Here is a 26,835-nt window from a genome sequence, read left to right as displayed (position 1 = left end):
ATAATAGAATTATCAACCTTAAGAGAATATTTTCCCTCGGTCTGTATAGTGATATTTTTTCAAAATAATTTCCTCCTTTAGTTAAAAATTAAACGATAAGCACAATATCATCTGTCTTATTGTCGTTGATGTTGTTTACGGTAACTAGATAAAGATTTACCTGTTTCTCTTTTAAAGTATCGGCATAAATAAGAGGGATCATCAAAATGAAGTTTTATTGATAACTCATTTACCGAAAGCGAAGTGTGCATTAATAATGCTTTTATTTCAAGAGTAACTTGACGGTTAATCAAGGCCTTAGGTGCATCATTAAAAAATTGCTTTGTTATTTGTGATAAATAAAACGGTGTAATATTAAGCTTATTTGCATAAAAAGCCACCTCTCTATGCTCTAAACAGTGTTTTCCAATCAATTCCCAAAATTGCCAGCAAAGCTTTTCTTTACGGCTGAATTCTTTTTTAGCAATAGAAAAATGAGCAGGTATTAATTCAGTAATAGCAAAAAAGAGATTTTGTAAGTGATTTTTTAACATCAATTTTCTGTGTTCAGAATAATGGTTATCTATATATTTTAGTTGTTGAGTCCATCTGTTTAAGGCTTCATATTGCTCTTTGGGTGGATGGCAGACAGGATTTTCATGGAGAAAAGCAAATAAAGTATTAGAAAGAGAATAAGCAATTTCTGAGGCAAAAGATTTATCAAGAAAGCAATAAAATAAGCGAAAGTTTGCTGATTTTTGACTCAAAATTGTCATCATATCATCGCCTAATATAAGAATATCATTCGCTTTGATTGCTTGCTTTTGAAAGCCTATATTGATTATTGCCCTGCCTTCTAAACAAATCATAACCACAATATAAGATAGTGGTAGAGGATAACCAATTTCATTCGTCATATCACTTTCACCTATTATGACATGTTGTGATGATTCATTAAGTTGTGACAACACTTGACTCAACATAAATCAATTACCCTCTTTTAATTTTATCTAGCCCATTTGCTGTTTTTATATTTGACGATATTGAACTTAATAACAAGTATTTCCTTTTATTTAGTTGTCAAAAGTACCGATTTTGCCTCTTTTATGACATTCGGTTCTTTATTTCTTTTCTTTAGAATACACACATCTTAAAGACGTAAGATAAATTGCAGAATATTTAAAAATTAAGAGAAGTCATTGAAATGAAAACATTAAAAACGGAAAGACTTGTATTGCGCCCTTGGAAACTTTCTGATGCGTCAAGTTTGTATCAATATGCAAAAGATGAGCGTGTTGGCCCAATTGCAGGTTGGCCAGTACATAAAAGTGTTGAAGAAAGTGCCGAAATTATTCGCACTATATTTATGAGTGACGAAGTTTATGCCGTTACGTTACTTAATGATGACCAAGCTGTCGGCTTGGTCGGATTATCTTTCGCAAATGAGAGTAATTTTCCAATTGGAGATAATGATGCTGAAGTCTCTTATTGGATTGGAGTTCCATTTTGGGGCAAAGGTTTAATACCTGAAGCTGTAAAAGAAATTAGTCGGCATAGCTTTGAAACACTGAAATTGGATAATTTATGGTGTGGTTACTTCGCTGATAATGAGAAGTCACAAAAAGCACAAGAGAAATGCGGATTTAAATTTCATCATGTTATTGAAGAGCAATACGCAGAATTTTTAGATGAAGTGAAAGTTGAAAATATTTGTCGCTTAACTAAAGATGAATGGGTTGAGATCCAAAAACAGACCGATTAAAACAAAAACACCAGACTGTGAAATTCACATTATCTGGTGTTTTTTAATATTAACACAGCTATTTAATTAAGCACTTGCTAATGCTTGCGATAAATCAGCAATTAAGTCTTGTGGATTTTCTATACCAATCGATAAACGAATTGTAGTGTCTTGAATACCAATGCTATGTCTTAATGTCATTGGTACACCCGAATGTGTTGTTGAACCCGGATGACAAGCTAGAGATTCTGTTCCCCCTAGACTTACTGCAAGTTTAAAAATTTTCATTGCATTAAGAAAACGGAAAGCTTCACTTTCTCCGCCCACAATATCAAAAGAGAACGTTGATCCTGCACCAGTGCATTGTTTGGCAAAAACCTGAGCTTCAACAGAATTTTTATCAGCAAAAGGTAAATAATGAATTGCTTTTACTTTTTCATGGCCACGCAGAAATTCTGCAACTAATAACGCATTCTGATTGGCTTTTTCCATTCTAATTTGTAACGTTTCTAAAGAACGGCCTAGCATCCAGCAAGAATGTGGATCAAGTTGTGTTCCTATTGCGCCTCTTAGTAATCTGATTTGATTAATCAGTTCACGAGAGCCCATAGCCGCACCAGCAACTAAATCTGAATGACCACCAACATATTTAGTTAAAGAGTAAACTGAAATATCAGCGCCTTGTTCTATTGGATGCTGATATACAGGGCCTAGTAATGTGTTATCACAAACGATGATAGGACGATAGCCTTGCGTTTTTTCTAATTGATCAGCAACATTTTTTAATGCTTCAATATCTACTAAGGAATTAGTTGGGTTTGCAGGAGTTTCTGCAAAAATAACGGAGACACGCCCTTTTTGACTGGCTACATTAGCTTGTTCTTGAATAAGTGAATGGTTAAGTCCATCAGTAAATGGTGTGGCTTGAATACCAAATTTAGCCAGTGTTTTGGCAATTAATGTCTCAGTTCCGCCATAAAGTGGCTGTGAGTGTAAAATAACATCATCAGGTTGCGTTAATGCCATTAATGTTGTGGTAATTGCAGACATTCCTGATGAAAATAATACACAAGATTGTGTATTTTCATAAACGGCCAACCTGTCTTCAACAATCTCACTATTAGGTTGATTAAAGCGAGAATAAACCAAACCTGCTTTTTCACCTTCAGGTAAAGGTTTTCTACCACTTACGGTATCAAAAAAAGCTTTACCCTCTTCAGCGCTTTTAAAAATAAAGGTAGATGTTAAAAACACAGGTGGTTTAACTGATCCTTCAGAGAGTAATGGATCAAAGCCATAGCTCATCATTAATGTTTCTGGTGATAATTTATGTTCGCCGATATATTGTTTTTTCAGTTGAGAGTCAGTCATTTTTTTATTTCTTATGTTTAATGAAGGATCTTTATCATACTGAAAAAAATTCATGTTGTTAGAATGTTTTATATAGAATAAAAACCAATAGTTATATAAAAATAACGAGCTCTAACATAAAGATAACTTTAAATAAAAGGTTCTATCCATTCAGTGGTGTTTAATCAAGGTGATTTAACTAAATAAAAGTTGATTATTCTAGTTAAAAAAGAAGGAAAAAGTAGGAAAAACTTAAAGATAAAAAGAATGAACACCTCTTTTTACCTTTAAGTTAAAGGATGTTACCAAGCTCTTACAGCATCACCTTTATACATTTCTTTGAATTTTAACTCGATTTGTCTTGAATGCAGAACTGAAACCAGTTTTTTTATATTTTCATCATTTTTGTTATCTTCACGCGTAACAATAACATTAGCATAAGGTGAATTTTTATTTTCTAAGATCAATCCATCACGAGTCGCAATTAGCCCAACTTGGGATGAAAAATTATTGTTGATTATAGCCATTGTGACACTTGGATCATTTAATGCTTCGGTAAGCTTAGGTGTGTCAACTTCAACAAAAGTAATTTCTTTTGGGTTATAGATAATATCGTCCACTGTTGCTGTGAAACCAACATTATCGTTAAGAGTAATGAGATGATTTTCTGCTAGTAATAAAAGTGCTCGCCCTTTCATGCTAACTTCACTTGAAATTGCAACGACATCACCAGGCTTTAATTCATTTATATCGCTAATTTTTTTAGAGTATGCGGCTAAAGGAAAGATATACGTTTTACTGGCAATATGAAATTGGTAGCCATGCTCTTTCATTTGAGCTTGAAAATAAGGAATGGATTGAAACGCATTTGCATCAACTTCTTTATCGTTCAATGCCTTATTAGGTTGAACATAATCATTGAAAGCAACAATCTCAACATCTAATCCTTCAGTTAATTTCGCTAAACGAATAACTTCATCCCAAATCACTTGATCAGGCCCTGTATTAATTGCCACTTTTACTCTATGTGTATCTTCTTGTGAGCAAGATACAGTAAATAGTGATATTGAGGCTAGAAGTAAACCTGTAATAATTTCCTTCATATCTCCCTCTTAAACAGATCTTGATAAAACAGCGCCATAAAAATCATTTTGATTAAGAAATATCCTAACAATAGATTAATAACAAGGAACAAGAAATGATACAAGTACCCAATGCATATAAAGAAAGGAATATTGTTTATATTTTCACAATGCATTGTTTTATAAAATAAAAAAGAAACACATCATAATATGATGTGTTTGCTATTTAATTGTAGATTTATTCATTAATAATTTTGTTTATGCAATTATCAGAATACGCATCTTCTACGCTAAGATAGGATAATTCAGTTACACAATAGCTATTAAATTGCCATTTAAACTGAATTTCATCACCTTTTTTATTTTCTAAAATAGAATAGCTAGAGAAACGGATTGGAGTGGTTTTTTGTAAGTTGTTTCCTACTTTTTCCGCACTTAACAAAACAACGTGGTCTTTTTTCTCAATGAATTTGAAATCAGAGATAGTGATATCTGTACCTTTAATCTTATTGTTGTAAAGACTCAAAGCATTAGCATATATGGACGGAACAATATAAACTTTTTGATCGCTTCCTTTGATATAAACAGTTGCCATATCAACAGATGTTGAATCATTTAATGGCCGTTTAGACTTAACAACGACATCAGGAACACCATCACCATTAAAATCGATAAGATTTACTCCATATTCAAGTTTAATATCTGCTGATGTTGAAGCAAATGGTAGCGATAAGAAAAGTAATCCTAGCCCAAGTTTTAATATCTTATTCATTGTATTCACTTCTTTTTTTACTTATTACTTGTGCATCAGACTACTTTGTAGCAGTGATTAGTCAAGGCATTTTATGTTTCAAAATAATACAAAATTTACAATTGTATCATTTATAAATTATTTTCATGCTAAGCATTATACTTATTTGACTATTATAAAAAGAATATATCTTTAATATTTATATTTTTTAGATTTAATGTTTCGATTTAATATAGAGCAATGTAATTTTTAAGATCGCTAATTCTTTCATTTGTTTTATCTTTTAAACAACTGCTATATACCATAGGGGCTAAACTACCGCCTTGATAATAGTCAGCTTCATATTGACAAGAGAGGTCTCTAAAATTAATCCAAACCAACTGGGCTTGTTTAAGTTGATCCTTTCGACTACCTTCTAATTTGGCATAATATTGTTGATAAATATGGTTAAGTTCTTCATCTTTTTGCTGAAAATCTTGATATACACATTGGTTAATTTCAGTCTGAGTCGCTGCATTCCGACAATCGAAATTATCTGCTTGTAAATGTATAGACCAAAATAGTATACCGCCAGATATTGCACCGAATAGGATAATTTTTTTCATCATACCGTCCATTTTTTGATTAAAAATATCGCTAAAGATATTTACTTAATTCCTTTACTAATTAGTTTAAAAGATAAAAACAAAGTAAGTTTTTTATTAGTTTAGCAATATTTCTTATATGACAATTACGTGAAAACAACGCAAAATCGCTCTATTTTAGATAGTCAAATTTAAATTTCAATGTTTAACCTTTAGTAATTATACTGATATTTTGTTTAGAGGAAATACTTATTTAATACAAATTTAAAAAAATGATAACTCAATATCCTTTTTCTTTAACAAAAAATGTCATTTATAAAAAATTAAGTAAAATAGTGGTCATTTTCTATTATTTTTTTCGTACTGAAACATTTTTATTAAAAATATCTAATAAATTTCACTTTAATAAGAAACTCCTCTTACTAGTTCTTATTTAAGGAGATTTTAATAAAACTAATTCAATTAATTAGACTAATCAGTCTAATTAATGCATATTATATAAATATGGTCATAAATGATTTATTTATAATACTTACGGGTCTATACCCATCGTGGATTTTTCAAGCTATGAAAAAATGTTTCAAATCAATTTGGCTTTATTCAGGGCTTATCACTCTTATTTTTGTGATTATCATTAGTGGTGGTCAGTATTCTGATTTTGAATTGGATGATCATGCTTCAGTGATAACACCGATTAGTTTTGCTTCTAAAACGGATACTTTATCTGGAACATTAATTTTACCGGATCAGAACAACATAAAAGCAGTTGCTATTTTTGTTCATGGTGATGGCACTCAAGATCGCTTTTCTAATAGTGGATATTTACCATTAATTAATAGTTTGCTGGATGCAGGTATTGGTGTGTATACATGGGATAAAGCTGGTGTGGGCGAAAGCCAAGGAAATTGGTTGCTTCAATCTATGCAAGATAGAGCAGATGAAGCGCGAATAGCCTTACAGCTTATTCAAAAGAAATTTACCCATACTGATATTAAAGTTGGTTATTTGGGATTTTCACAGGCTGGATGGGTTATCCCTATTGCCGCGACGCAATCTAAACCTGATTTTTCCGTCATTATTGGTGGGGCTGTAAACTGGCGAGCTCAAGGTGCTTATTATCATCAAGTCCGTTTAAAAGCCGACAATGTTGATGATAAGGAAATTACTCGAAGAGTCTCAGAGCAACTGCAACAAAATGATCGTGTATTTGGCATTAATGGTAGCAATGATATTTCAGCTCAGGGAGATATGTCTGATGATCGCTTCTATTTTGTTATTCAAAACTATTTAAACGATTCATCTAAAGATTTACCTCATATGAATGGACGAGTACTGGCTATGTTTGGTGAGTTAGATCTGAATGTCGATGCATCAAAAAATGCATGTTTATATAAAGCCCTATTAGGAAATCATGTAGATAAAACAGTTGCCCTATTCCCTAATGCCTCACATGGCTTATTAAAAGCACCGTTTTTTAATTATCAATTAGAGAATCAATGGCCTTGGTGGAAACAGATGCTTTTTATTTATCAGGGACGAGATAGCTATTCCTCTGATGCTTTAAATTACTTAACAGCGTGGATCACTGAAGATGCAACAATACTTTCTGATTATGTTGATTTTAAATGTGAAAGTGGCAATACAAGTTTAAGATAAAATGTAGATAACACCTAAATAAAAACCGCTCTTTAGGCGTTAAAGTGTAAGAATTTTAATAATTTAATTATAAATCAACTTGATACTCAATAATCTCTCTAATTTTTCTTAATGCATTACGCAATAAATTAATATCAATCGAAGCTAATGCAATACGAATTGCATGAGGAATATTGGTTGTTGTGGCATAAGGCTCAGCAGTAGCAACAGATATTTGAAATTGATGTAATGAAGCAACAATTTTATCGGCTCTAACTTCTTCAGGTAAGGGGATCCATAAAAAATAGGAGGTCGGATGATGAATATAAGTAAGTCCTTCAAATATTTCACTCACTATTTTTTGTCGCTGCTGTGCATCTTTACGTAATAATAATTCTAATTTATCAACCACTCCCTCTTTCACCCATTGGCATACAATGGAAGTCATAAGAGCAGGTGTATTCCATGTCGTTACTCTCATTGATCGCTCTAACGATGAAATAGTGTTTGTAGGAGCAACAATAAAACCAACTCTTAATCCAGAAGCTATATTCTTAGAAAATCCTGAAATATAAAATGTAATATCTGGCGCCAAGGTAACAATTGCAGGCGGTGCTTTTTTAACTAAAAACGCATAAGTCGCGTCTTCAATTATCATGAAATGGTATTTTCTCGCCAAAGTAATTAATTGTTGTCGCTGTTTTAATGTTAGTACCCATCCCATTGGGTTATGTAGTGTAGGAATACAATAAAGTGCACGTATTGCCCTTTTTTTACATAGTTCTTCCAGCTTACCTAAATCTGTTCCTGATGGTGTTATGGGAATGGGTAATATTTCCAAGTGATGAGCGAGTGCTGCTAATTTAAATCCGGGATAACTTAATGCATCTACCGCGACAACATCTCCCGGTTTTAAAGCACTTAATAATGTAATTGCAATGCCTTGTTGTGCACCGTTAGTAATAATAATATTTTCAGGTTCAACCGTGATTTCTTTATTCTTAAGATATTGAGAAATCACTGTTTTATCGTGTAATTTTCCACTATGTGGCTGATAGCGAAGTAATGATTCAATTTCACCTGATGTCGCCAATCTTTTTAGCTCAGTACGTAATAGCTCAGCTTGAATAGGCAATGAGGGATAATTGAAATTAAGATCCAACATATCTGCTGCTGTAGGATTTTCTATTCCATGATTTATTGGAAGCGACAATTCTCTTACAAAAGTTCCTCTTCCTGTTTCACCAATGATCAACCCCATACTTTCTAACTCAGCGTATACACGACTTGCCGTTGCAAGAGACATTTTATGCTCTGCGGCTAAATGCCGATGTGTTGGCAAACGTGTGCCTGGTAGTAATCTTCCTATACGGATCTCGTTCGCCAATTTATCAACTAAAGATTTATAACGGGGCTGAACCATAGAAATTGTATCCATGACAATTATTTGATTGTCATAATTGTGTTCCATAAGATGGAGTTCAGCAAGTTACATCGTAGATACAAGTTTTATATAAATAGATTTTTATATATCTGTTGCTATTACATAAATTGTAATTAATTGTTTTTTATTAAAATTTATCATAATAAAAATGGAAAATTGTATGCAGCAAATTAATCAAAAAGAGCGGACAAATGGCTGGGTAAATGGATTTATTGGTATGTTGATTTTTAGTGGATCTTTACCTGCAACAAAAGCGGCTGTATTAGGTTTTGAACCTTTATTTTTAACCGCAGCGAGAGCAACAATTGCAGGATTATTATCTTTAGCAATGCTACTGTTATATAAAGAAAAATTACCTACGTTTAAACAGTGGATTTCATTAACAGTTGTTTCATTAGGTGTTGTCGTTGGTTTTCCATTATTAACGGCTATTGCACTACAAGAAATAACTTCTGCACACTCTCTTGTTTTTTTAGCTTTATTACCGTTATCTACGGCAATTTTTGCAGTAATACGTGGTGGTGAAAAGCCACGCCCTATTTTCTGGCTTTTTTCTATTATTGGGAGTTTATTGGTGATGGGGTATGCCATTTCTCAAGATGGAGCATCATTAATCAGTGCTGATTTATTAATGATAGCATCAGTGATTGTTTGTGGTTTAGGTTATGCTGAAGGTGCGACTTTAACGAAAGCATTAGGTGGTTGGCAGGTTATATGTTGGGCATTGATTGTATCTTTACCTCCAATGCTTATTTTTAGCTTTATTCTTATGCCTGAAAAGCTTGTGACAATTAGTGTATCAGCATGGGTGGGCTTAGGTTATGTTTCGCTTTTTAGTATGTTGATTGGTTTTATATTTTGGTACAAAGGATTATCACAAGGTGGGATCGCAGCAGTAGGACAACTTCAATTATTACAACCTTTCTTTGGATTAGGTTTAGCTGCTATATTACTTCATGAATCAGTCAATTTATTGATGTTGTTAGTAACTGTTGGCGTTATTTTTTGTGTTGCTGGTTCAAGAAAATATGCCTAATTAAAACCAAACATTTAAAACTAAAAACACGCTAAACAATCATATTTAGCGTGTTTTACTCTTCAATTAAATTGGCAACTTCGAGCAAGTTATTATCAGGATCACGAAAATAAACCGACATAATTGCGCCAGTTGCACCCGTTCTAGGAACGGGCCCTTCTTCTATTTTTACACCCTGTTGATTTAAATGCTCAATAATCTCTAATAATGGTGTTTGTGTTAGAAAACATAAATCAGCCGAACCTGCGGTTGGTTTTGCCGCTTTGGGAAGAAACTCTTTTCCCACTTGATGAAGATTTATTTTTTGAGAACCAAAAGTGAGAGCTTTGCGCCCTTCTTTAAACGTAATAACGTTAAAGCCTAATACACGGTGATAAAAATCACAGGTTATCTGAATATCAGCAACAGTTAATACCAGATGGTCAAGGTGTGTAATTTTCATCAGGCTCTCACTTTTTATATATGAATTAAAGCTCACACTTTGTTTTTAAAACTGCCGTCTTTCTATGGTGATCTAGTGCTAACTCAATTAATTTAGTAATTAATGATTGATAGCCTAAACCTGCACTTTGCCATAATTTTGGATACATGCTGATATTAGTAAAACCAGGTAGTGTATTTATTTCATTAATCACAACACGATTATCTTGTGTTAAGAACACATCAACACGAGCCATACCTAAGCAATTAAGAACACGGTATGCTTTTAAAGCAACTTGACGAATATGCGAACTCGTATTTTCATCCATTATTGCCGGAACAACGACTTTAGCACCATCTTCATCAATATATTTTGTGTTATAAGCATAGAAAGCATCGTTTAATACGATTTCGCCACAAGGGCTAACTTCGGGAGCTTCATTACCTAAAACAGCGCACTCTATTTCACGACCCACAATTGCACTTTCAACAATCACTTTAAGATCGTATTCAAAGGCCATTTCTAATGCCGCGTTAAACTCTTCTTCATTATTAACTTTGCTAATTCCTACAGAAGAACCTAAGTTCGCTGGCTTAATAAATAAAGGAAGTCCTAATTGACGAACCATTTCGTTGTAAGGAATGTCATTAACTTGATGCGCCATAATAGTAATAAATGGAGCAATAGCTAATCCTGCACCATCAAGCAGACGTTTAGTAATATCTTTGTCCATACAAGCTGCCGAACTCATGATATTTGGCCCTACATAAGGCATATCAATCATATGTAATAAGCCTTGGAGTGTACCATCTTCCCCGTACGCACCATGAACAATTGGGAATACAACATCGATTTGAGGTAATGCTTGACCATCTTCAAGTGAAATAAATTGGCCTTTTACACTACCAGGAATAATAGCAACTGCTCTTAAAGGTTTACTTAATGAAATGGTTTTAGGATTATCGCTATTTAGTAAATAGTCAGTTTCTGAATATTCATGCCACTGACCTTGTTCATTAATACCGATTAAGCAAAGGTCGAATTTCGTTCGATCTAATTCATTAATAATATTTTTTGCTGACTGTAATGAAACTTGATGTTCTGTGGATTTACCACCAAAAATAATAGCGACTCTTAATTTACTCATTTTCTAACCTTTTATAGGACAGCTATAGCGAATAGGTAGCAATATATCATGATAAAAACCCCCAATGTAGGTAGATAGTTCTTATCTGCGAAAAATTACGATAAAATGATGAAATTCTATGATTTAGAGTGTTAAAACGTCACTATTTCAAGATATAACGACTCAATAACGATAACAATTCTATTGGCATAAGGTAGACACCATGGTTGATGTAAAACAACCGATTGAAATGGATATTACTGAGGTTGTAAAAGCAACGGGTATTGCCTCTTCAGCAATCCGTTATTATGAGAAAAAAGGACTTATTAATTCGATAGGACGCAAAGGAATTAAGCGTGTATATCATCGTGATGTTCTGAGTCGTTTAGCGTTAATTTCTTTAGCACAACAAGCCCATTTTTCTTTAGATGAGATAGCCCAACTTAGCATCAACCAAAGAATACCAACAATAGATAGAAATATTGTTCACCTAAAGATTGAAGAGATTGATAATAAAATCAATGAACTTAAACGTCTTAAAAAGGGGTTAGAACATATTCAAGTATGTCCCGAAGAGAATCATTTTCAGTGCAGTCGCTTTCAAAAGATCTTAGCCTTAAGCCTGAAAAAGAGAATGAGTAAAAAAGAATAATCATTTCCTTCCTATCACATTTTATTAAATATTAGTCAGTTGCAGTATATTTATTCCTCTATTGACTTGAAGTTAACTTCAAGTTGTAAGATGCGTATCTCTTAAATCTAGTTATCGCATCAGTGGAGATCTCTATGCCTAAATCAGTATGGTGGCTGGCATTTTCTTTGGCTCTTTTCACAACGGGAAATGCATTAGTACTTTCTGTTGCTGTTCTTGTCGGTGAACAATTAGCCAAAGATCCTATTTATTCAACGGTTCCCTTATTAAGCCAATATATTGGAATAATTTCAGCAACCATTCCAATGGCTCACTTTATGATGAAATACTCACGTAAAGCTGGTTTTATTATTGGTAATATCGGAGGGTTAATTGGAGCATTATTATCTATTGTAGGTATCTATTATCAGAATTTAGTGCTTTTTTCTTTCGGTACTTATTTTACGGGAATCGCTATTGGTACAGCACAACAATATCGTTTTGCTGTGCTTGAAGAAACACCCATTAATATGCATGCAAAAGCTATTGGCTTGGTCATGAGTGGCGGTATTGTTGCGGCTATTATTGGGCCAACTTTAGCCGTTGCAACACGACAACTTTTTACAGATTATCCGTTTATTGGGCCATTTTCAGCTCTGAGCGTCATTTATATTTTAGCATTTGGATTATTGTTAAAAATCCCACTAAAAAAGAGCATAAAAACAAAAACTGAATTTGATGAAAAACCAAGAAGTTATCATCAATTATATAGCCAACCATTATTGTTTTTAGTAACTATTGTTAGCGCATTAGGCTATGGAGTTGTTGTGTATATGGTTGGTGCCATTCCACTTTCTATGAAGCAAAATGGTTTTGAATTTGCCACAATTGCTTTTGTGTTCCAATGCCATATTTTGGGTATGTTCGCACCCTCTTTTATTACTGGACAACTTATTCATCGATTTGGGATTAAAATATTCTTTTTCACTGCAATATTATTATTAATTATTGCGTTAAGTATCAACTTACAAGGTAACAGTTTTTATCATTACCTTATTAGCTTTGTTTTAATTGGTATTTCATGGAATTTGAATTTAATTAGTTCTACACATTTGCTATCTAAAACATATCTATCTCACGAGAGAGCAAAAGTACAAGGTACAAATGACTTTTTGATTTTCTTTTTGGGAGCATTAGGAAGTATTACTGGTGGTGTTGCTTTCTATTTAATAGGTTGGCAACTCACTAATATTGTTGGTATTACTGTTGCAACGGGAGTGTTGTTGACAGCAATTAAACTGCGGAAGCATTTACCTGTTTCGGCACAATAGAGAAGTCTTATAGATTTATGACAAATAAAATGTATTCTCTATTTGTTCATAATTATTTTAAGTCCGCTTAAATGGCGGGCTTTCACACAAAATGACACCTTTTGTTTTTCTTACAGGATTGCATATCGGAAATTTATCTTGATAGAATTACATTACCGATTAACTTTTAAACTTAGAGAAGGAGGCTAATTATGCTTTTGTGTGATCTTATTGAATACTCACACTTCTTTGGTAATCGCCACAGCTCAGGCTCTCACAGTATTTTACTGCGTTAACCTGCCTGAGCGACGTTAACTATTACCTCTCCTCAGCTTACAGGGTTATCGCTTGATATTACCCAAGGCATCATTATGCCTAAAAAATGAGTAAGCTATGAGCACATTATTATCTACACAAAATCTGTCTTTCCATAATAATCACGGTTTATTATTAAACGATATTTCTTTAGCACTGATTAAAGGTGAGAAGATTGGTCTAATTGGTTATAACGGTTGTGGGAAAAGTACTTTATTAAAATTACTTTCATATCAATTATCACCAAGTTCAGGTGCTATTTCTGTCGCTAATCAAACGGTTATGGCATATATAGAACAGCACTTACCCGCTGAATTACAGTCAATGACTTTAATGGATGCTGTACTTCATAAATTATCAGAAGAATACAGATTATCTGAAGGTTGGCGAGCTGAATTATTGCTAAGTGAAATGGGATTTAAACTTCACGAAAAAGATCTACTCGTTTCGCAACTAAGTGGTGGTCAACACACTCGTTTATTATTAGCGAGAGCGTTAATTATTGAGCCTGATTTATTATTGCTTGATGAACCAAGTAACCATCTCGATTTACCCACTATTTTATGGTTGGAAACATTTTTAAAACAGTGGCGTGGTAGCTTCATTCTGGTTTCACATGATAATACGTTATTAGACAACGTGACGAATTGTACATGGATCATTCGTGATAAATCGCTATCTATCTTTCGGTTACCCTGCTCTCAAGCTCGAGTTGCACAAGAAGAGCAAGATATCAGTGCACAGCATCGTCATGATGCGCAACAAAAAGAGATAGATAGAATAGCCCAAAGTGCGAAGCAACTCGCAATATGGGGGCACGTTTATGATAACGAAAATTTATCTCGTAAAGCCAAACAGATGGAAAAACATATTGTTCGTTTAAAAGATGAACAAACTGAAGTGACGGCTGGAAATCAATGGGTATTGCAGTTTTCCGGTACGGCATTACGGGCTGATAGGCTCTGTGAATTAAATCAACTCGCTGTTATTCCTGCTGAAAATGCACCTATTTTATACACTGTTGAAAATCAGCGTATAAAAAGTGGTGATCGAGTAGCAATAATTGGTGCCAATGGAACAGGCAAATCATCATTATTAAAGATGATTTGGTCACTAAGTTTAGCTGAAATAAGTGAACAAAATGAAATAAAGCTACACCCCCGAGTTGAATTGGGTTATTACGATCAAAAAATTGCGCAATTAATTGATAATGATACCCTTTCTGATGCATTAAAACCGTTTGCACCATTAACGGATGAACAGAGAAAAATGGCACTTATTAGTGCTGGCTTTGTTTATACGCGTCATGGGCAGAAAGTGAGTACTTTAAGCGGTGGTGAACGAGCGCGTTTATTATTCGTTGGTTTGAGTTTAGCAAACTATTCTTTATTAATGTTGGATGAACCCACAAACCATATTGATATGGAAGGTAAAAAGGCATTAGCTGAGCAAATTAGTCAATTTCCTGGTGGTGTTCTACTAGTTAGCCATGATAGGGAGTTGATTGAAAATAGCTGTAATCGTTTTTGGTATATTCATAACGGTGTTTTAACAGAACATCATAATATTGAAGCCATTTATCAGCTTATTTCAGAAGAAGAAATGCCTGAAACTTTGCTAATGGATAAACTTAATAATTTGCAGGATATCCCATCAGCTCCATTGATTTCACATCATGATGATGATGAAAAACTCTTTAAGTTAATTGAGCTAGAAGAGAAATTAGAGGCTGATTTAGCGCGTAAAACTAATCACCAAAAACCTGCTTTGCAGGCGCAATGGAAATTAGAAATTAACCGACTAAAGCAATTACTTAAGTTAATTTAAGATAGATAAGATTTTGTTTAAGCAAAAGGATCACAATGTGATCCTTTTTTATCTGTTCTTATTTTACCAACTGATATTCAATCAGATATAAAGATTGTGTTGTCGGATAAATATCTTTGATAAGCGCTTTCAGAACTGGAAGTGTCATACCTTCTTGTTGTGCATGATACTCATTGATATCATCATAACGTAATGGCGATACCGCAATGATTTTCAATTTTCCATAATGAGTACGACGTTCATTAGCAAATAATTCAACAATGCTTCCCGGTTTGTAATCACTTTCACTTTCATCTCGGATAGTAATCACTTTTTTTTCTTCAAGAATGGAAGGAATTAAACGTTCAAAAAAAGTAATTTCTGTTGGTACTGCCGACATAATATTGACTCATAAATTTATTAATAATTTGCTGATTATCTTATCATGCAATAACTACTTTTTATTCTTTTTTGTCCGTTGGTGAATTATTTAATGCCTCCGTCTGAAGCAACTTAGCCTTACGCTCAATCCCCCAACGATAACCTGATAATTCACCATTTTGTCGAATAACACGATGGCATGGAATAGCAACTGCAAGTTTATTAGCTGCACAGGCATTAGCGACTGCGCGATATGCCTTAGGTGCTCCAATTTTGTCTGCTACTTCTTGGTAAGTTATTGTGCTACCAAAAGGAATATCTAATAATGCTCGCCAAACTTTTTGTTGAAATACAGTACCTTGGATATCAAGAGGTAAAGATAAGGGTTGTTTAGGTAATTCAATAAAACCGATGACTTGTGCTATAACTTGCTCAAATTCTTCATTTGCGCCAATTAATTCAGCCAGAGGGAATTGTTTTTGCAAGTCTTCTAATAACAGCGCGGCATCATCTCCTAACATAATGGCGCAAATCCCCTTTTCACTTTGCGCGACCAGAATACTGCCCAAAGAGCACTGAGCAATAGCAAAAAAGATAGCAATATTCTTACCACCTGTACGCCAATTTGTTGGCGTCATTCCTAATATTGCTGTTGCATTCTCATAGAAACGGCTATTGGCATTGAAGCCTGATTGATAAATCGCATCTGTAATACTTCCATCTTGTACTAATGCTTTTTTTATTAATTTTTGGCGATAAGCATTAGCATAATCTTTTGGCGTGATCCCCATCGTTGATTTAAATAAGCGATGAAAATGGTACGGGCTTGCCATAACATGCTCTGCAATGCAGGTAAGCGACACATCACCGTTGTTTTTTTCAATAAAACGGCAAGCTTGCTCAATAAGTTGATTATGTTTATTTTCCATTATGGTAGTCCTTTGAATGCGGGATTATGGCTATTATTGAAAAACATAATGAACAAAAAACTCCGTTTATTGCTTAATTACGCTATCTCTTTAGATAATGCCCATAGATAAAGAGACGCGGTAGAACCATAAGGTGAATAACGTTTTCGGTAACGTTCGAAGCGTGTTTTATCTAATGTTTTATGACGATAAAGACGCATGATCCCACGTTGAATAGCTAAATCTCCCCAACTTAAAATATCTGGGCGATTAAGTGAGGAAATTAATAACATTTCGGCAGTCCAAACCCCAATACCTTTTAATTGAATTAAAGTATCAATAACCTCTTTATCTGTCATATCAGGGATTTTATTTAAATTTAATTTTCCTGAAATGACGGCTTCAGCAATACCGATAATATAACCGGCTTTACGCATTGTCATGCCACACTGTTGTATCTCTTGCTCCGATAGTTTTGCAATGCGTTCAGGCGTGTAAATACCATCACATAATTTGAGCAACCGCTGATTAACGGTTATAGCAGCAGAAACCGAAATTTGTTGCTCTATAATATTTTTAACTAATGCTGTAAATAAATCAGGAGTAAGAGGACGCTTAATGTTACCCATTCTTTCAATGAGTGCAGCTAAACGTTTATCACGTTGCTTTAAGGTCTTTATCTCTTTTTCACCATACTGGAAGTACATAAATTCACTCAGATAAACTGGAAACATTAGAATTAGTATAACGTGAAAATAGAGATGTTATGCACTCCATTTCTTGCTTTTTTCTTTATGTAGTTCTAATAAAAAAGTAACAATTAAATAGGGTCTATTAAAAATAATTATTTTAAATAAAAAAATAATAAAAATAAATTAATCATCTATAATTTATTTGTTTTAATGATTCCTTAGGTTAATTGTTAATTACATTTAATTATAAGGTTCAATATGAGAAATAATACTTTGAATTTAAAAAAACAAATCAGCAGATTTAGATTTAATGAAAAAATCAATGAGTTTTACCGTACCTGGTGCGTTAAGAGTTGTTGCTAAATTAAAAATTACTGATTTATTAAAAGATGGTCCTAAAAATATTAATGAGATTGCTGACGAATAAAGATTCAAAAGTACTTATTATTGAACCTATTGTTTTTAAGAAAAATATTCCCGACGTTGCAAAATATATGGGTCTTCTTTGTGTGAGTGCGTTTCCTGAATCAGGGGAGCGTACTGAAGAAGAGTTTATTAAATTATTAGATAAAGCAGATTTAAAAATCAATAAATTTATTAAAACAGAAACATATAATTCAATATTAGAAGTGATTATTAAATAATAAAATATTTTCTCTAGTAAATTAGAGAGATCAAAAAAGGTCACTATTAGTGACCTTTTTAACTAAAACTATATTTTTATGCTGTTAAAGCAAGTTTGGCTCCAAAAAGTAAGAACACAGCACCTATACAACTATTTGATAATGATGCTAATCGTTTGTTATGTTTTACTTTGTTAGTAATAGCAACACCGCCAAAAATAAGAACTGATAAATAAAGCATACTGCATGTCTCTAAAATCGCACCTAAAACAAAGAATGGAACACCCGCATTTTCATATTTAGGATCGATAAACTGAATGAAGAAAGAAACATAAAAAATGATCATTTTTGGGTTTAGCATACTCAAAAATAACGCCTTAACATAAAGGCCATCTTTTGCTTTTACCGTTACTTCAGCTACTTGCTCCGGTGTCTCTTTTTTCTTTTGAAACGTTGCATATAACGTTTTCAACCCTAAATAGGTTAAGTAAAGAGCACCAGCATATTTAATGACAATAAAGAAGACGGGTGAAGTCTTGACTAATGAAGCAACCCCCAAAAATGCCAAAAAGATTAATAATGCATCACCCGTAAAAACACCAAGAGCGGCTTTATACCCCCCTTTTACGCCATGCTTCGCACTGGAAGTAAGGACGAAAATCGAGTTTGGACCTGGTACTAAAGTAATAAAAATAACGCCTAAAAGGTATGTCCAAATATTTGAAATACCGATACTTTCTAACATACGACGCCTTTTTTTAAAAAATAACATGCTGAATATGTGAACTATCATATCCATAATAATTTTATTGTAAAACAATAATCTTTATATACACCAAAGATAAGTGAGTTACTCTACTTTTGCGCGCAAAAAGCAGTTTATAAGTCTTTTTTTGAATTTAATTTCAGGTTAAAAAACCAGTTTAAATGAGCGTTATAGTATGATGCTGAAATTAAAATTTATACGAACTTAACATCTATAAAAATATAGTTTTCATGGAATTATAAACTGCATTATGTTTTAAATTTAGATGTAATTGCCTGTTGTTTGTTTTATGTTATGGTTCATTGTTCTTTTTGTGATCTTGAACGATATGTTACTTTTAAAATTAAAACTGTCTCACTCATTAATTTTATGAAAAATAAGTGTTTTTATTCATATTTAGTAAGTTGATTAGCACGAAAAGCGAGAGGATAAAAAAGATTATATTTACCAAAACCATTATTCTATAGGTGTTGGTGCTTTAGCGTTGTTATCTGAAAAAGGTATTGATTTACCTTTATACTCATCGCCAAGTATTTTACTCAAACTAACGACAGATGCAGAACGCCCTTTTTTACCTTGCATCATCTCCACACAAGAAATGGAGTTACGCCACTTTGTTCAAAATGAGATTATTGCAGCTGAAGATTACATTGATAATAGTGATGAACATCACCCTGAGCGTATTGCATGTCATGCACAAGCGACTTTTTATGATAATTTTACACAAACAGGTAAACTAACAATAAAACAGGTTGCAGTTGGTGAAAGACCTATGCCTAAAGATGAAATGCCAATTATTGGAGAAATATCTCCTTATCAGGGATTATATCTTGTTACTATGCACGCTGCCGTGACATTGTCACCTTTATTATGTGAATTAGTTGCACAAGAACTTATTTACAAAAAAGCGGAACCTCTATTAACGCCTTATCGCGTATCACGATTCAGCTAGAGAACCATTATGGATGCACAACTGTATAAAGAGTTTAAAATAGTAGAAAAAGCCTTTTGGTCAGAAATTTGTGAAAATAATATTCGTATTGGTGATCATACTCACTGCTTTATGACACCAATGGATGCTGCCATTTTTAACTTTATTTATTTGCGCCAAGGCGCAACAGAAGGCTCATTCCAGCAAGCCAGTACCCTTTTTACTTCGCAGAAAAAAAATCATATTTTAGTATTGCCTGAGTCATTATTACCTGAATTTGAAGAGATAATAAAAAATGCAGGTTATACCGGTGATGGTATGACAACCGCAATGTATTTAACATTATCTGAAGCAGTATTCCCTTCTTATAAAAATAATCCTTGCGATATTATTTTAACCAATTACAACCTTGAACAGTGGGCTCATCCATTAAAAACGGCGTTCCCAGTGGGAGATGATAGTGATGATACGATTGTTAATGAGTATATTCGTTATCACCAGAAAGCATTAGATAATGGCGCAGCTATCTTCCATTACGCGTTATTAGTTGATGGTCAGCCAGTTTCTTCATTAACGTTAACAATACATGATAAATTAGCGCGTTTTGATGATATTGGGACAGATATTGCCTATCAAGGTAATGGCTATGCGACACATTTAATTAAGCATGTTTTAGAGTTTTGCCGCGAACAAGGCGTTGAACGTTGCTTCTTAGATGCATCAGCAGATGGTTTAGCGCTATACCGTAAATTTGGCTTTAAATCGCTCTTTAACTATCTCAGCTTTATTAAAGAATAAAAGCAATTGTATGAATAGGCTCATCGTGTTTCTTGAGCCTATTTTTTAAATATTAATAAAGGCCAAGCCTTTTTTCAGCGTCTTGTTTATCCTTATCACTAATTAGTCTTATCACACGACAAGGATTGCCAACGGCAACACAATTAGCGGGAATAGATTTTGTTACTACACTACCCGCACCAATAACGCAGTTATCCCCAATAGTTACACCTGGTAAAATAATACATCCTGCGCCTAACCATACCGAATTGCCGATAGTAATAGGTAATGCATATTCAAGTTCACTACTGCGTATTTCAGGATCAATCGGATGAGTTGCAGTTAAAATGCTGACATTGGGCGCACACATCACATTGTGTCCAATTTTCACAGATGCACAATCTAATATCGTTAAATTAAAATTAGCGTAAAACACTTCACCAATTTCAATTAATTGGCCATAGTCACAATGAAATGGTGGCTCAATAGTAAAATTGTTGCCTGTTTTTCCTAACAGCTGTTTTAAATATGCCTTTCTCTTTTCAACGTCAGAAGGACGCGTCATATTAAAATCATAAATAATTTCACGCGCTTTTACTCTAAGAGGTTCTAAACTATCATCTTTACTGGCATGATAAAGATTGCCTGATACCATTTTTTCGTATTCTGTCATTGTAATACTCCGAAATTGAAATAAAACAGTTTAGGTAAACATCAATATTTATTTCCTTATTCTAACGTTAATTAACTTAAATTAGCGGTGTTTTTTAAGTCCATTAAGTGCGGCTTGATGAAATTGAGCATTTAAATTAGCGGTTAAGCTTTGTGAAATAGCGGTCATTTCTGGCCCTGCTAAAGTAGGTGAACCTGTACCAAAAGGAGGACGAGGATCATACTCAATTGCTAATTCAACTAATTGAGCAAAAGGGGTACCTAACAGTTGTTCTAATACTAATAATGAAGCGTCGAATGAACCAGTTGCTGGCCCTGAGGTATAAATATTGCCATCAACAACAACCTCACTTCCCTCTACTGCGATGGCCCCCATATCCGGTAACATCGGAACGACATTGGAATTACTGGTTGCTCTCTTACCTTTTAATAATCCAGCAGCACCCAAAACTAAAGAGCCATAACATGTACCAATGACATAACGAGTTTTATTACCCATTTTGGCAAAAAATGCCAATGTCTGTTCATCCTCAACAATCTCTGGTGGCACCATTCCAACCACTAATACATCAAGATCGTCTGGGCACTCCTCAAAAGTCATAGTTGGCATTGTCGGCCAGCCAATATAGTCTTCAACTAACTCTTTCTTTTTCCAAATAAAATAAATTTCTGCACTTGCAATAGTAAATACTGATTGAGCACCATTAATATCCATAGGCATAAAGCCAGGACAAACAAAGATACCAACTCTAAGAGGTTTGACTTGTTGCTCACGCCCTTCTTCAACAAGCTTAATGATTGAAGGCATATTCTTTCCATACAGCATTTCATTATGACTCATTTGATTTTCCTATTTTGTACTGATTAGTAAAATAATGACATTTGTTTTATACTGAGTAAATATATTTCTTACTAAATGGTACAAAATGCAAAAGAAAGGTCGCCCTCGCCGTTATGATAGTGATGCTGCACTTGAAAAAATAATGGCATTATTTTGGCGTAAAGGATTTACAGCAACATCTATGGATGACTTAGTCATTGAAACGCAAATGAATAAGCCGAGTCTTTATGCTGCATTTGGCAATAAAGCGGCATTGTATGAAAAAGCGATTGAGCGCTTTAATCATATTGCTTCCACGCGTTATCGGCATGAACTTGAGAAACAATCAGCTCAAGATAAAGTGACAGAAAGAATAAAACGCTATCTGACTTCAGCTATCCATTTTTATACGGATAATGAAGGATTAACAGGCTGTATGGTGCTTTCAACAGCGGTGACTGAAGTTGGAGATCCAGCAATAAGAATGATGTTAAATCAAGTCATTAACGCGCAAACTCAGCAAGTTGAAGATGCCTTACAAGAAGCGTTAGAAGCAGGTGAATTAAAAGAAGGAACGGATGTTCACACCATTGCATTGGGTGTAGTTGCCCTTTTACATTCAATTTCTTTGAGAGCAAGAGCGGGAGCCACCGTTAATGAATTGATGCCATTTGCTGATATTTCACAAACTTTATTAATACCTTTTTTATCAGATAATAACTAAAGTAAAGGCTGTTAATACAGCCATTTTCATTAAGAATAAATGCCATTAAAAAGCAGTGAGCCACCAGCAAAAATCAGCATAGCATCTAACAGCCATTGAAAAAGTTTTGGTGTCAGTTTTAATACCAATTTTTTACCTAGATAATTTCCTACAGTTAAACCACTTCCCACTAATGCACCACTAATTAAGATAAAGCTATTAACCGCACCTAGTTGGCTAAAAGTTAAGGCTTTAGTGAGATAAATAACAAATGAAGCTGCAGCTTCCGTCGCAAGTAATGGTCCTAATGTCAGACCATATGCAGAAAATATAGGAATAGTTAATGGTCCTGTAGAAAATACAACCCCCGTTAAATAGCCAATAACCGCGCCAGCAATAATAACTTGGTAGGTTTTCATTTTAATTTGATGTTTGCGTAATAAATGGATCACAGGGATCATCAATATGAAGAACATTCCCATACCAATATTTAGCCATTTTTCCGGCATTCTCCATAATGTGTTAGCGCCAAGAACCACGGCAGGAATACCCGGTAATAGGTAATAAAATAGTGGTTTAAAGCGAATGCTGTGACGCCATAAATAAATACGCGATAAATTTCCCATCACTGAAGCTAACGCCATAATAGGTACAGCTTCTTTAGCACCAAAAACATAGGTCAACGCTGGGATTAATAAAATAGAAGAGCCCGTACCTACAACGCCACTGATCACACCAGAAAATATTGCCAGTAAAATAACCGCGATAAAACTCATTATCATCCTTTAAGTTCAATAAGTTAAAGACGCTGTATCATACCTACCTTCTTTATTTTTACCTGTGATAAAATGTCACGGTATTGTGAGTTTTAATCAGAAAGCCCGATTTATTTATGATGCATAAACTATAATGAGAAAATTATGATGAGAAATCTTCCTCCATTGCCTTCATTACGTGCTTTCTTAGTTGCTTGCCATAGTCAAAGTTATACAGAAGCCGCACAAACATTGTGTGTCACTCATGGTGCAATTAGTCGTCATATCCAAGTTATAGAAAAATGGTTTGGCGTCACTTTATTTAATAAACAAGGTTTACGTCGAGTACCCACCCCTTATGCATTGACATTGGCGCAAGAATTAAGTGAAGTTTTTGATAAATTAAATGATATTGGTTTTCGGTATGGCAATGGCGGAAAAAACGATATTTTAAATATCAGTGTTCCGACAACACTTTGTTTAAAATGGCTTATTCCCCGAATGGAGGATTTTTATCTTCAATATCCTAATGCAAATATCCAAATTGCCTCTGCAAATAGCGAGCGATTTCATTTGATTAGTCATGATGATCTGATAATTCGTCCTCAACCTCAGCAACAAGAGTATTCATCTGTTGTTTTTTTAGAGGATAAACATTGTTTAATTGCTTCTGAAAAATTCTTAAACCGTTACAGTGTCACTGAGCCTGAAGATGTTTTTGGCTGCCCTGTTATCGATACACTTACTCGTCCCGGACATTGGCAACAATGGTTAAACGCAACTCATCTCAATACGCAGCGATCGTTCTCGCGTCATTATCGCTTTGATCACTTTCATATTTCTCTGCAAGCTATTATTGAAGGATTAGGACTTGGTATTGGCCCTATTTCAATTTTATCGAATGAAATAAATAATGGTATTTTAAAAGTTTTATTTCCAAATATTCAAATTGCACCGATGAGTTATTACGCTTTAACGCCAATAGGTGTACAAAAAACCAAAACACATCTTGATTTTGAACAATGGCTTACCCAACAGAAAAGTTAATTTTACTAATGAAATAAGTGATTATTTTTCATAAAAATAGCGATTCTAATCTTATTAATTACACTTTTTAAAACTAATTGTTAGTTATTTAATTAAAAATATCTAATGTTAGCCTTCTTTTTGTGAACAAGTAAAAACACTAATCGTGCTGTTTTAATAATTCGCGATCTTCCCCTGTGTTATCCAGCAAACCCATTTAAATTCAATTAATTAAAATTAAAAAATAAGTACATTAACTTATAAAAATTATTTTGATTTTAAATAATCTGTTATAAACACTTATTGTTTAACTTAAATTAACGTTCTATGCTGATATTTATATATAAAATTTATTAATTTATTTGCTGACAACGAAGGACGATAAGATGTCTGTAGCTGTGACAAAAAAAGCAATAGAAAAACTAATTAATGGGTATGAGTCTGATCCTTTTGCACTTCTTGGTATGCATGAAACGTTGGCAGGTTTAGAGGTTCGTGCTTTTTTACCAGATGCAGTTGCAGTCAGTGTCATTGATAGAAAAAACGGTCGAAATGTAGCAACACTAGAGCGTAAGCATCCTAGTGGTTTTTTCTGTGGCGCTATTCCTCGACGTAAACGTCGTTTTAGTTACTGTTTAAATGTAACGTGGGAAAATGTACAAGGTGTCGTTGATGATCCCTATCAATTTGGCATTTTATTGCAAGAAATGGATATTTGGTTTTTAGCACAAGGCCATCACTCCCGCCCTTACCAATGTTTAGGAGCGCACCCTACAAAACTGGGGGATATTGATGGTATTACTTTTGCTGTATGGGCACCCAACGCAAAAAGTGTAAGCGTTGTAGGCGATTTTTCATTCTGGGATGAAAGACGTTTTCCAATGCGATTACGTCGTGAAAGTGGAATATGGGAGCTTTTCCTTCCACAGGCTCATCTTGGTGATTGCTATAAATATTCTATTCTTGATGCGAATGGTGAACGTCGATTAAAAGCTGATCCTTATGCTTTTGAAACACAAATACGCCCTGAAACTGCGTCAATTATCAATACATTACCCCCAATCAAACCGATGCCACTATCGCGTCAGCAAGCGAATCAACGCAATGCACCTATGTCTATTTATGAAGTTCATCTAGGTTCATGGCGTAGACATACTGACGATCAAAGCTGGTTAAGTTACCGCGAATTAGCTGAACAGTTAATTCCATATGTTAAAGAGATGGGCTTTACTCATATTGAGTTGCTCCCTATTAATGAGCATCCTTTTGATGGCTCATGGGGATATCAACCGTTAGGGTTATATTCACCAACTCGTCGCTTTGGCTCTCCTATGGATTTCCGTGACTTTATTGAAGCGGCGCATCAAGCAGAAATTAAAGTCATATTAGATTGGGTTCCTGGTCATTTCCCTGAGGATGATTACGGTTTACGTAATTTTGATGGCACATCACTCTATGAATATGCAGATAGACGTGAAGGCTTTCATCCTGATTGGAATACTTTGATTTATAACTATGGGCGCAATGAAGTACTGAATTACCTTTCTGGTAATTTATTGTATTGGCATGAGCATTTTGCGCTTGATGGTTTCCGTTTCGATGCTGTTGCTTCAATGCTTTATCGTGATTACAGCCGAAAAGAAGGCGAATGGATCCCAAATAAGCATGGTGGACGTGAGAATTTAGAAGCCATTGATTTTATTCGTTATACCAATAAATTACTGGGTACAACTTGCCCTGGTACTATCACAATTGCAGAAGAGTCTACCGATTTTCCAGGTGTGACATTACCGCCTGATGATGGTGGTTTAGGTTTTAATTACAAATGGAATATGGGTTGGATGCATGACACGTTAGCTTATATGCAACGTGATCCTATCTATCGTAAATATCATCACAACCAAATGACCTTTGGCATGCTCTATGCCTATAACGAAAACTTTGTTCTGCCTCTCTCTCACGATGAATTTGTGCATGGTAAAGGTTCGTTAATTGGTCGCATGGTGGGCGATGATTGGCAAAAATTTGCCAACTTACGTGCATATCTTGGCTTTATGTGGGCTTATCCCGGCAAAAAACTGCTATTTATGGGATGTGAATTTGCACAATGGCGTGAATGGAACCACGACAGTAGCTTAGATTGGCATCTTCTTGAAGAGCCAAATAGTCCGCACCAAGGTGTTCAACACTTTGTACGAGATTTGAATCTTTCCTATCAAGCTAATGCCCCGCTTTATGAATGTGATTTTGAACGTGAAGGCTTTGAGTGGCTTACCGTTGATGATCACGATAACTCCGTCTTTGCTTTTTGCCGTAAAGATGCACAAGGCAATGAAATTATTGTTATCAGTAATTTCACTCCAGTTGTTCATCACAACTACGTTGTCGGTGTAAATAAAGCCGGTGCTTATCAAGAAATTCTCAACAGTGATTCTGAATTTTATAACGGCAGTAATGTAGGAAATTTAGGTGAAATAGAGACAACTGCAAGTGCATTTAATGGCAAGCCTCACTCTTTGTCATTGTCATTACCCCCACTTGCGACGCTGTATTTAAGATTGAAGGATTAA

The 26,835-nt window shown here is 34.3% G+C and carries 27 protein-coding genes; 12 read left to right on the top strand and 15 right to left on the bottom strand.

The features are described from left to right. Positions 1-116 precede the first annotated feature (116 nt). Positions 117-896, bottom strand: coding sequence for a helix-turn-helix domain-containing protein (locus tag GWJ01_RS16490; RefSeq protein ID WP_234566215.1), 780 nt, complete (start codon positions 894-896; stop codon positions 117-119). 287 nt (positions 897-1,183) lie between these two features. Here GWJ01_RS16490 and GWJ01_RS16485 point away from each other — a divergent pair, with 287 nt between their 5' ends. Further along, positions 1,184-1,741 (top strand): GNAT family N-acetyltransferase, encoded by a 558-nt coding sequence (locus tag GWJ01_RS16485; RefSeq protein WP_161711335.1) that lies wholly within the window; start codon positions 1,184-1,186, stop codon positions 1,739-1,741. 66 nt (positions 1,742-1,807) lie between these two features. On the opposite strand, the gene GWJ01_RS16480 is transcribed toward GWJ01_RS16485, so the two are convergent. The 4 genes from GWJ01_RS16480 to GWJ01_RS16465 all read right to left on the bottom strand — a co-directional run bounded on the left by GWJ01_RS16480 (position 1,808) and on the right by GWJ01_RS16465 (position 5,508). After that, the gene (locus GWJ01_RS16480; RefSeq protein ID WP_161711334.1) at positions 1,808-3,091 is read right to left on the bottom strand and encodes a cystathionine gamma-synthase family protein; all 1,284 of its coding nucleotides are present in this window, start codon (positions 3,089-3,091) and stop codon (positions 1,808-1,810) included. A 281-nt stretch (positions 3,092-3,372) separates the two neighbouring features. Then, positions 3,373-4,173 (bottom strand): MetQ/NlpA family lipoprotein, encoded by an 801-nt coding sequence (locus GWJ01_RS16475; RefSeq protein WP_161711333.1) that lies wholly within the window; start codon positions 4,171-4,173, stop codon positions 3,373-3,375. Positions 4,174-4,390: 217 nt separating this feature from the next. Then, positions 4,391-4,924: a carbapenem self-resistance protein CarG family protein gene (locus GWJ01_RS16470; protein ID WP_109393771.1), complete on the bottom strand. Its 534-nt coding sequence runs from the start codon at positions 4,922-4,924 to the stop codon at positions 4,391-4,393. A 206-nt stretch (positions 4,925-5,130) separates the two neighbouring features. Then, positions 5,131-5,508 carry a lysozyme inhibitor LprI family protein gene (locus tag GWJ01_RS16465; protein WP_227003163.1) on the bottom strand — a complete coding sequence of 126 codons (378 nt, stop codon included), beginning with the start codon at positions 5,506-5,508 and terminating at the stop codon, positions 5,131-5,133. A 546-nt stretch (positions 5,509-6,054) separates the two neighbouring features. Here GWJ01_RS16465 and GWJ01_RS16460 point away from each other — a divergent pair. Continuing rightward, positions 6,055-7,143: an alpha/beta hydrolase family protein gene (locus tag GWJ01_RS16460; RefSeq protein ID WP_161711332.1), complete on the top strand. Its 1,089-nt coding sequence runs from the start codon at positions 6,055-6,057 to the stop codon at positions 7,141-7,143. Positions 7,144-7,210: 67 nt separating this feature from the next. On the opposite strand, the gene GWJ01_RS16455 is transcribed toward GWJ01_RS16460, so the two are convergent. Then, a complete protein-coding gene (locus GWJ01_RS16455; protein ID WP_109393774.1) occupies positions 7,211-8,545 on the bottom strand; it encodes an aminotransferase-like domain-containing protein in 1,335 nt (444 codons plus the stop codon). A 181-nt stretch (positions 8,546-8,726) separates the two neighbouring features. Here GWJ01_RS16455 and GWJ01_RS16450 point away from each other — a divergent pair, with 181 nt between their 5' ends. Then, on the top strand, positions 8,727-9,602 hold the full coding sequence (locus tag GWJ01_RS16450; protein WP_202611245.1) for a DMT family transporter: 876 nt from the start codon (positions 8,727-8,729) through the stop codon (positions 9,600-9,602). A gap of 55 nt (positions 9,603-9,657) precedes the next feature. On the opposite strand, the gene GWJ01_RS16445 is transcribed toward GWJ01_RS16450, so the two are convergent. Both GWJ01_RS16445 and ddlA read right to left on the bottom strand, forming a co-directional pair. Then, positions 9,658-10,044, bottom strand: coding sequence for a VOC family protein (locus GWJ01_RS16445; protein ID WP_161711330.1), 387 nt, complete (start codon positions 10,042-10,044; stop codon positions 9,658-9,660). 25 nt (positions 10,045-10,069) lie between these two features. Beyond that, positions 10,070-11,170, bottom strand: coding sequence for a D-alanine--D-alanine ligase (gene ddlA / locus GWJ01_RS16440; RefSeq protein WP_109393777.1), 1,101 nt, complete (start codon positions 11,168-11,170; stop codon positions 10,070-10,072). 202 nt (positions 11,171-11,372) lie between these two features. On the opposite strand from ddlA, the gene GWJ01_RS16435 reads away from it, so the two are divergent. The 3 genes from GWJ01_RS16435 (at position 11,373) to GWJ01_RS16425 (ending at position 15,232) form a co-directional block, all read left to right on the top strand. Beyond that, a complete protein-coding gene (locus GWJ01_RS16435) occupies positions 11,373-11,801 on the top strand; it encodes a MerR family transcriptional regulator (RefSeq protein WP_109402281.1) in 429 nt (142 codons plus the stop codon). A gap of 134 nt (positions 11,802-11,935) precedes the next feature. Beyond that, positions 11,936-13,111, top strand: a complete 1,176-nt coding sequence (locus GWJ01_RS16430; RefSeq protein WP_109402282.1) for an MFS transporter — start codon at positions 11,936-11,938, stop codon at positions 13,109-13,111. 372 nt (positions 13,112-13,483) lie between these two features. Next, positions 13,484-15,232, top strand: a complete 1,749-nt coding sequence (locus GWJ01_RS16425; protein WP_161711329.1) for an ABC-F family ATP-binding cassette domain-containing protein — start codon at positions 13,484-13,486, stop codon at positions 15,230-15,232. A 58-nt stretch (positions 15,233-15,290) separates the two neighbouring features. Here the strand turns inward: GWJ01_RS16425 and yqfB are convergent, their stop codons facing one another. The 3 genes from yqfB to GWJ01_RS16410 all read right to left on the bottom strand — a co-directional run bounded on the left by yqfB (position 15,291) and on the right by GWJ01_RS16410 (position 17,207). Further along, positions 15,291-15,611 (bottom strand): N(4)-acetylcytidine aminohydrolase, encoded by a 321-nt coding sequence (yqfB, locus tag GWJ01_RS16420; RefSeq protein ID WP_161711328.1) that lies wholly within the window; start codon positions 15,609-15,611, stop codon positions 15,291-15,293. Positions 15,612-15,672: 61 nt separating this feature from the next. After that, entirely contained in the window at positions 15,673-16,521 is an 849-nt protein-coding gene (gene ada / locus GWJ01_RS16415; protein WP_109402284.1) for a bifunctional DNA-binding transcriptional regulator/O6-methylguanine-DNA methyltransferase Ada, read from the bottom strand. A gap of 77 nt (positions 16,522-16,598) precedes the next feature. Further along, on the bottom strand, positions 16,599-17,207 hold the full coding sequence (locus GWJ01_RS16410) for a DNA-3-methyladenine glycosylase family protein (protein ID WP_109393783.1): 609 nt from the start codon (positions 17,205-17,207) through the stop codon (positions 16,599-16,601). Between the two features lie 392 nt (positions 17,208-17,599). Between GWJ01_RS16410 and GWJ01_RS16405 the strand changes: the two genes are divergently transcribed. Continuing rightward, a complete protein-coding gene (locus tag GWJ01_RS16405; protein ID WP_193528600.1) occupies positions 17,600-17,836 on the top strand; it encodes a hypothetical protein in 237 nt (78 codons plus the stop codon). A gap of 76 nt (positions 17,837-17,912) precedes the next feature. Here the strand turns inward: GWJ01_RS16405 and leuE are convergent, their stop codons facing one another. After that, positions 17,913-18,560 carry a leucine efflux protein LeuE gene (gene leuE / locus GWJ01_RS16400; RefSeq protein ID WP_109393784.1) on the bottom strand — a complete coding sequence of 216 codons (648 nt, stop codon included), beginning with the start codon at positions 18,558-18,560 and terminating at the stop codon, positions 17,913-17,915. A gap of 505 nt (positions 18,561-19,065) precedes the next feature. Between leuE and GWJ01_RS18890 the strand changes: the two genes are divergently transcribed. Both GWJ01_RS18890 and GWJ01_RS16390 read left to right on the top strand, forming a co-directional pair. Then, entirely contained in the window at positions 19,066-19,533 is a 468-nt protein-coding gene (locus tag GWJ01_RS18890; protein ID WP_109402285.1) for an FAD-binding oxidoreductase, read from the top strand. Positions 19,534-19,542: 9 nt separating this feature from the next. Beyond that, complete coding sequence (locus GWJ01_RS16390) at positions 19,543-20,310, top strand: GNAT family N-acetyltransferase (protein WP_075674316.1); 768 nt, start codon at positions 19,543-19,545, stop codon at positions 20,308-20,310. A 52-nt stretch (positions 20,311-20,362) separates the two neighbouring features. On the opposite strand, the gene GWJ01_RS16385 is transcribed toward GWJ01_RS16390, so the two are convergent. Together GWJ01_RS16385 and GWJ01_RS16380 are read right to left on the bottom strand one after the other, a co-directional pair. Next, positions 20,363-20,962: a sugar O-acetyltransferase gene (locus GWJ01_RS16385; protein ID WP_161711327.1), complete on the bottom strand. Its 600-nt coding sequence runs from the start codon at positions 20,960-20,962 to the stop codon at positions 20,363-20,365. An 81-nt stretch (positions 20,963-21,043) separates the two neighbouring features. Beyond that, positions 21,044-21,802: a DJ-1/PfpI family protein gene (locus GWJ01_RS16380; RefSeq protein WP_161711326.1), complete on the bottom strand. Its 759-nt coding sequence runs from the start codon at positions 21,800-21,802 to the stop codon at positions 21,044-21,046. Between the two features lie 85 nt (positions 21,803-21,887). Here GWJ01_RS16380 and GWJ01_RS16375 point away from each other — a divergent pair, with 85 nt between their 5' ends. Next, entirely contained in the window at positions 21,888-22,505 is a 618-nt protein-coding gene (locus tag GWJ01_RS16375) for a TetR/AcrR family transcriptional regulator (protein ID WP_109402288.1), read from the top strand. 29 nt (positions 22,506-22,534) lie between these two features. Here the strand turns inward: GWJ01_RS16375 and GWJ01_RS16370 are convergent, their stop codons facing one another. After that, on the bottom strand, positions 22,535-23,260 hold the full coding sequence (locus tag GWJ01_RS16370) for a sulfite exporter TauE/SafE family protein (RefSeq protein ID WP_311749057.1): 726 nt from the start codon (positions 23,258-23,260) through the stop codon (positions 22,535-22,537). A 144-nt stretch (positions 23,261-23,404) separates the two neighbouring features. Here GWJ01_RS16370 and GWJ01_RS16365 point away from each other — a divergent pair, with 144 nt between their 5' ends. Further along, entirely contained in the window at positions 23,405-24,286 is an 882-nt protein-coding gene (locus GWJ01_RS16365) for a LysR substrate-binding domain-containing protein (protein WP_083629140.1), read from the top strand. Positions 24,287-24,651: 365 nt separating this feature from the next. Continuing rightward, the gene (glgB, locus tag GWJ01_RS16360) at positions 24,652-26,835 is read left to right on the top strand and encodes a 1,4-alpha-glucan branching protein GlgB (RefSeq protein WP_161711324.1); all 2,184 of its coding nucleotides are present in this window, start codon (positions 24,652-24,654) and stop codon (positions 26,833-26,835) included.

It is taken from the genome of Proteus sp. G2618 (genome assembly GCF_009915995.1).
GTDB lineage: Bacteria > Pseudomonadota > Gammaproteobacteria > Enterobacterales > Enterobacteriaceae > Proteus > Proteus terrae.
The sequence above is the reverse complement of the archived record's forward strand: the minus strand, read 5'-3'. Positions and strand labels throughout refer to the sequence as shown.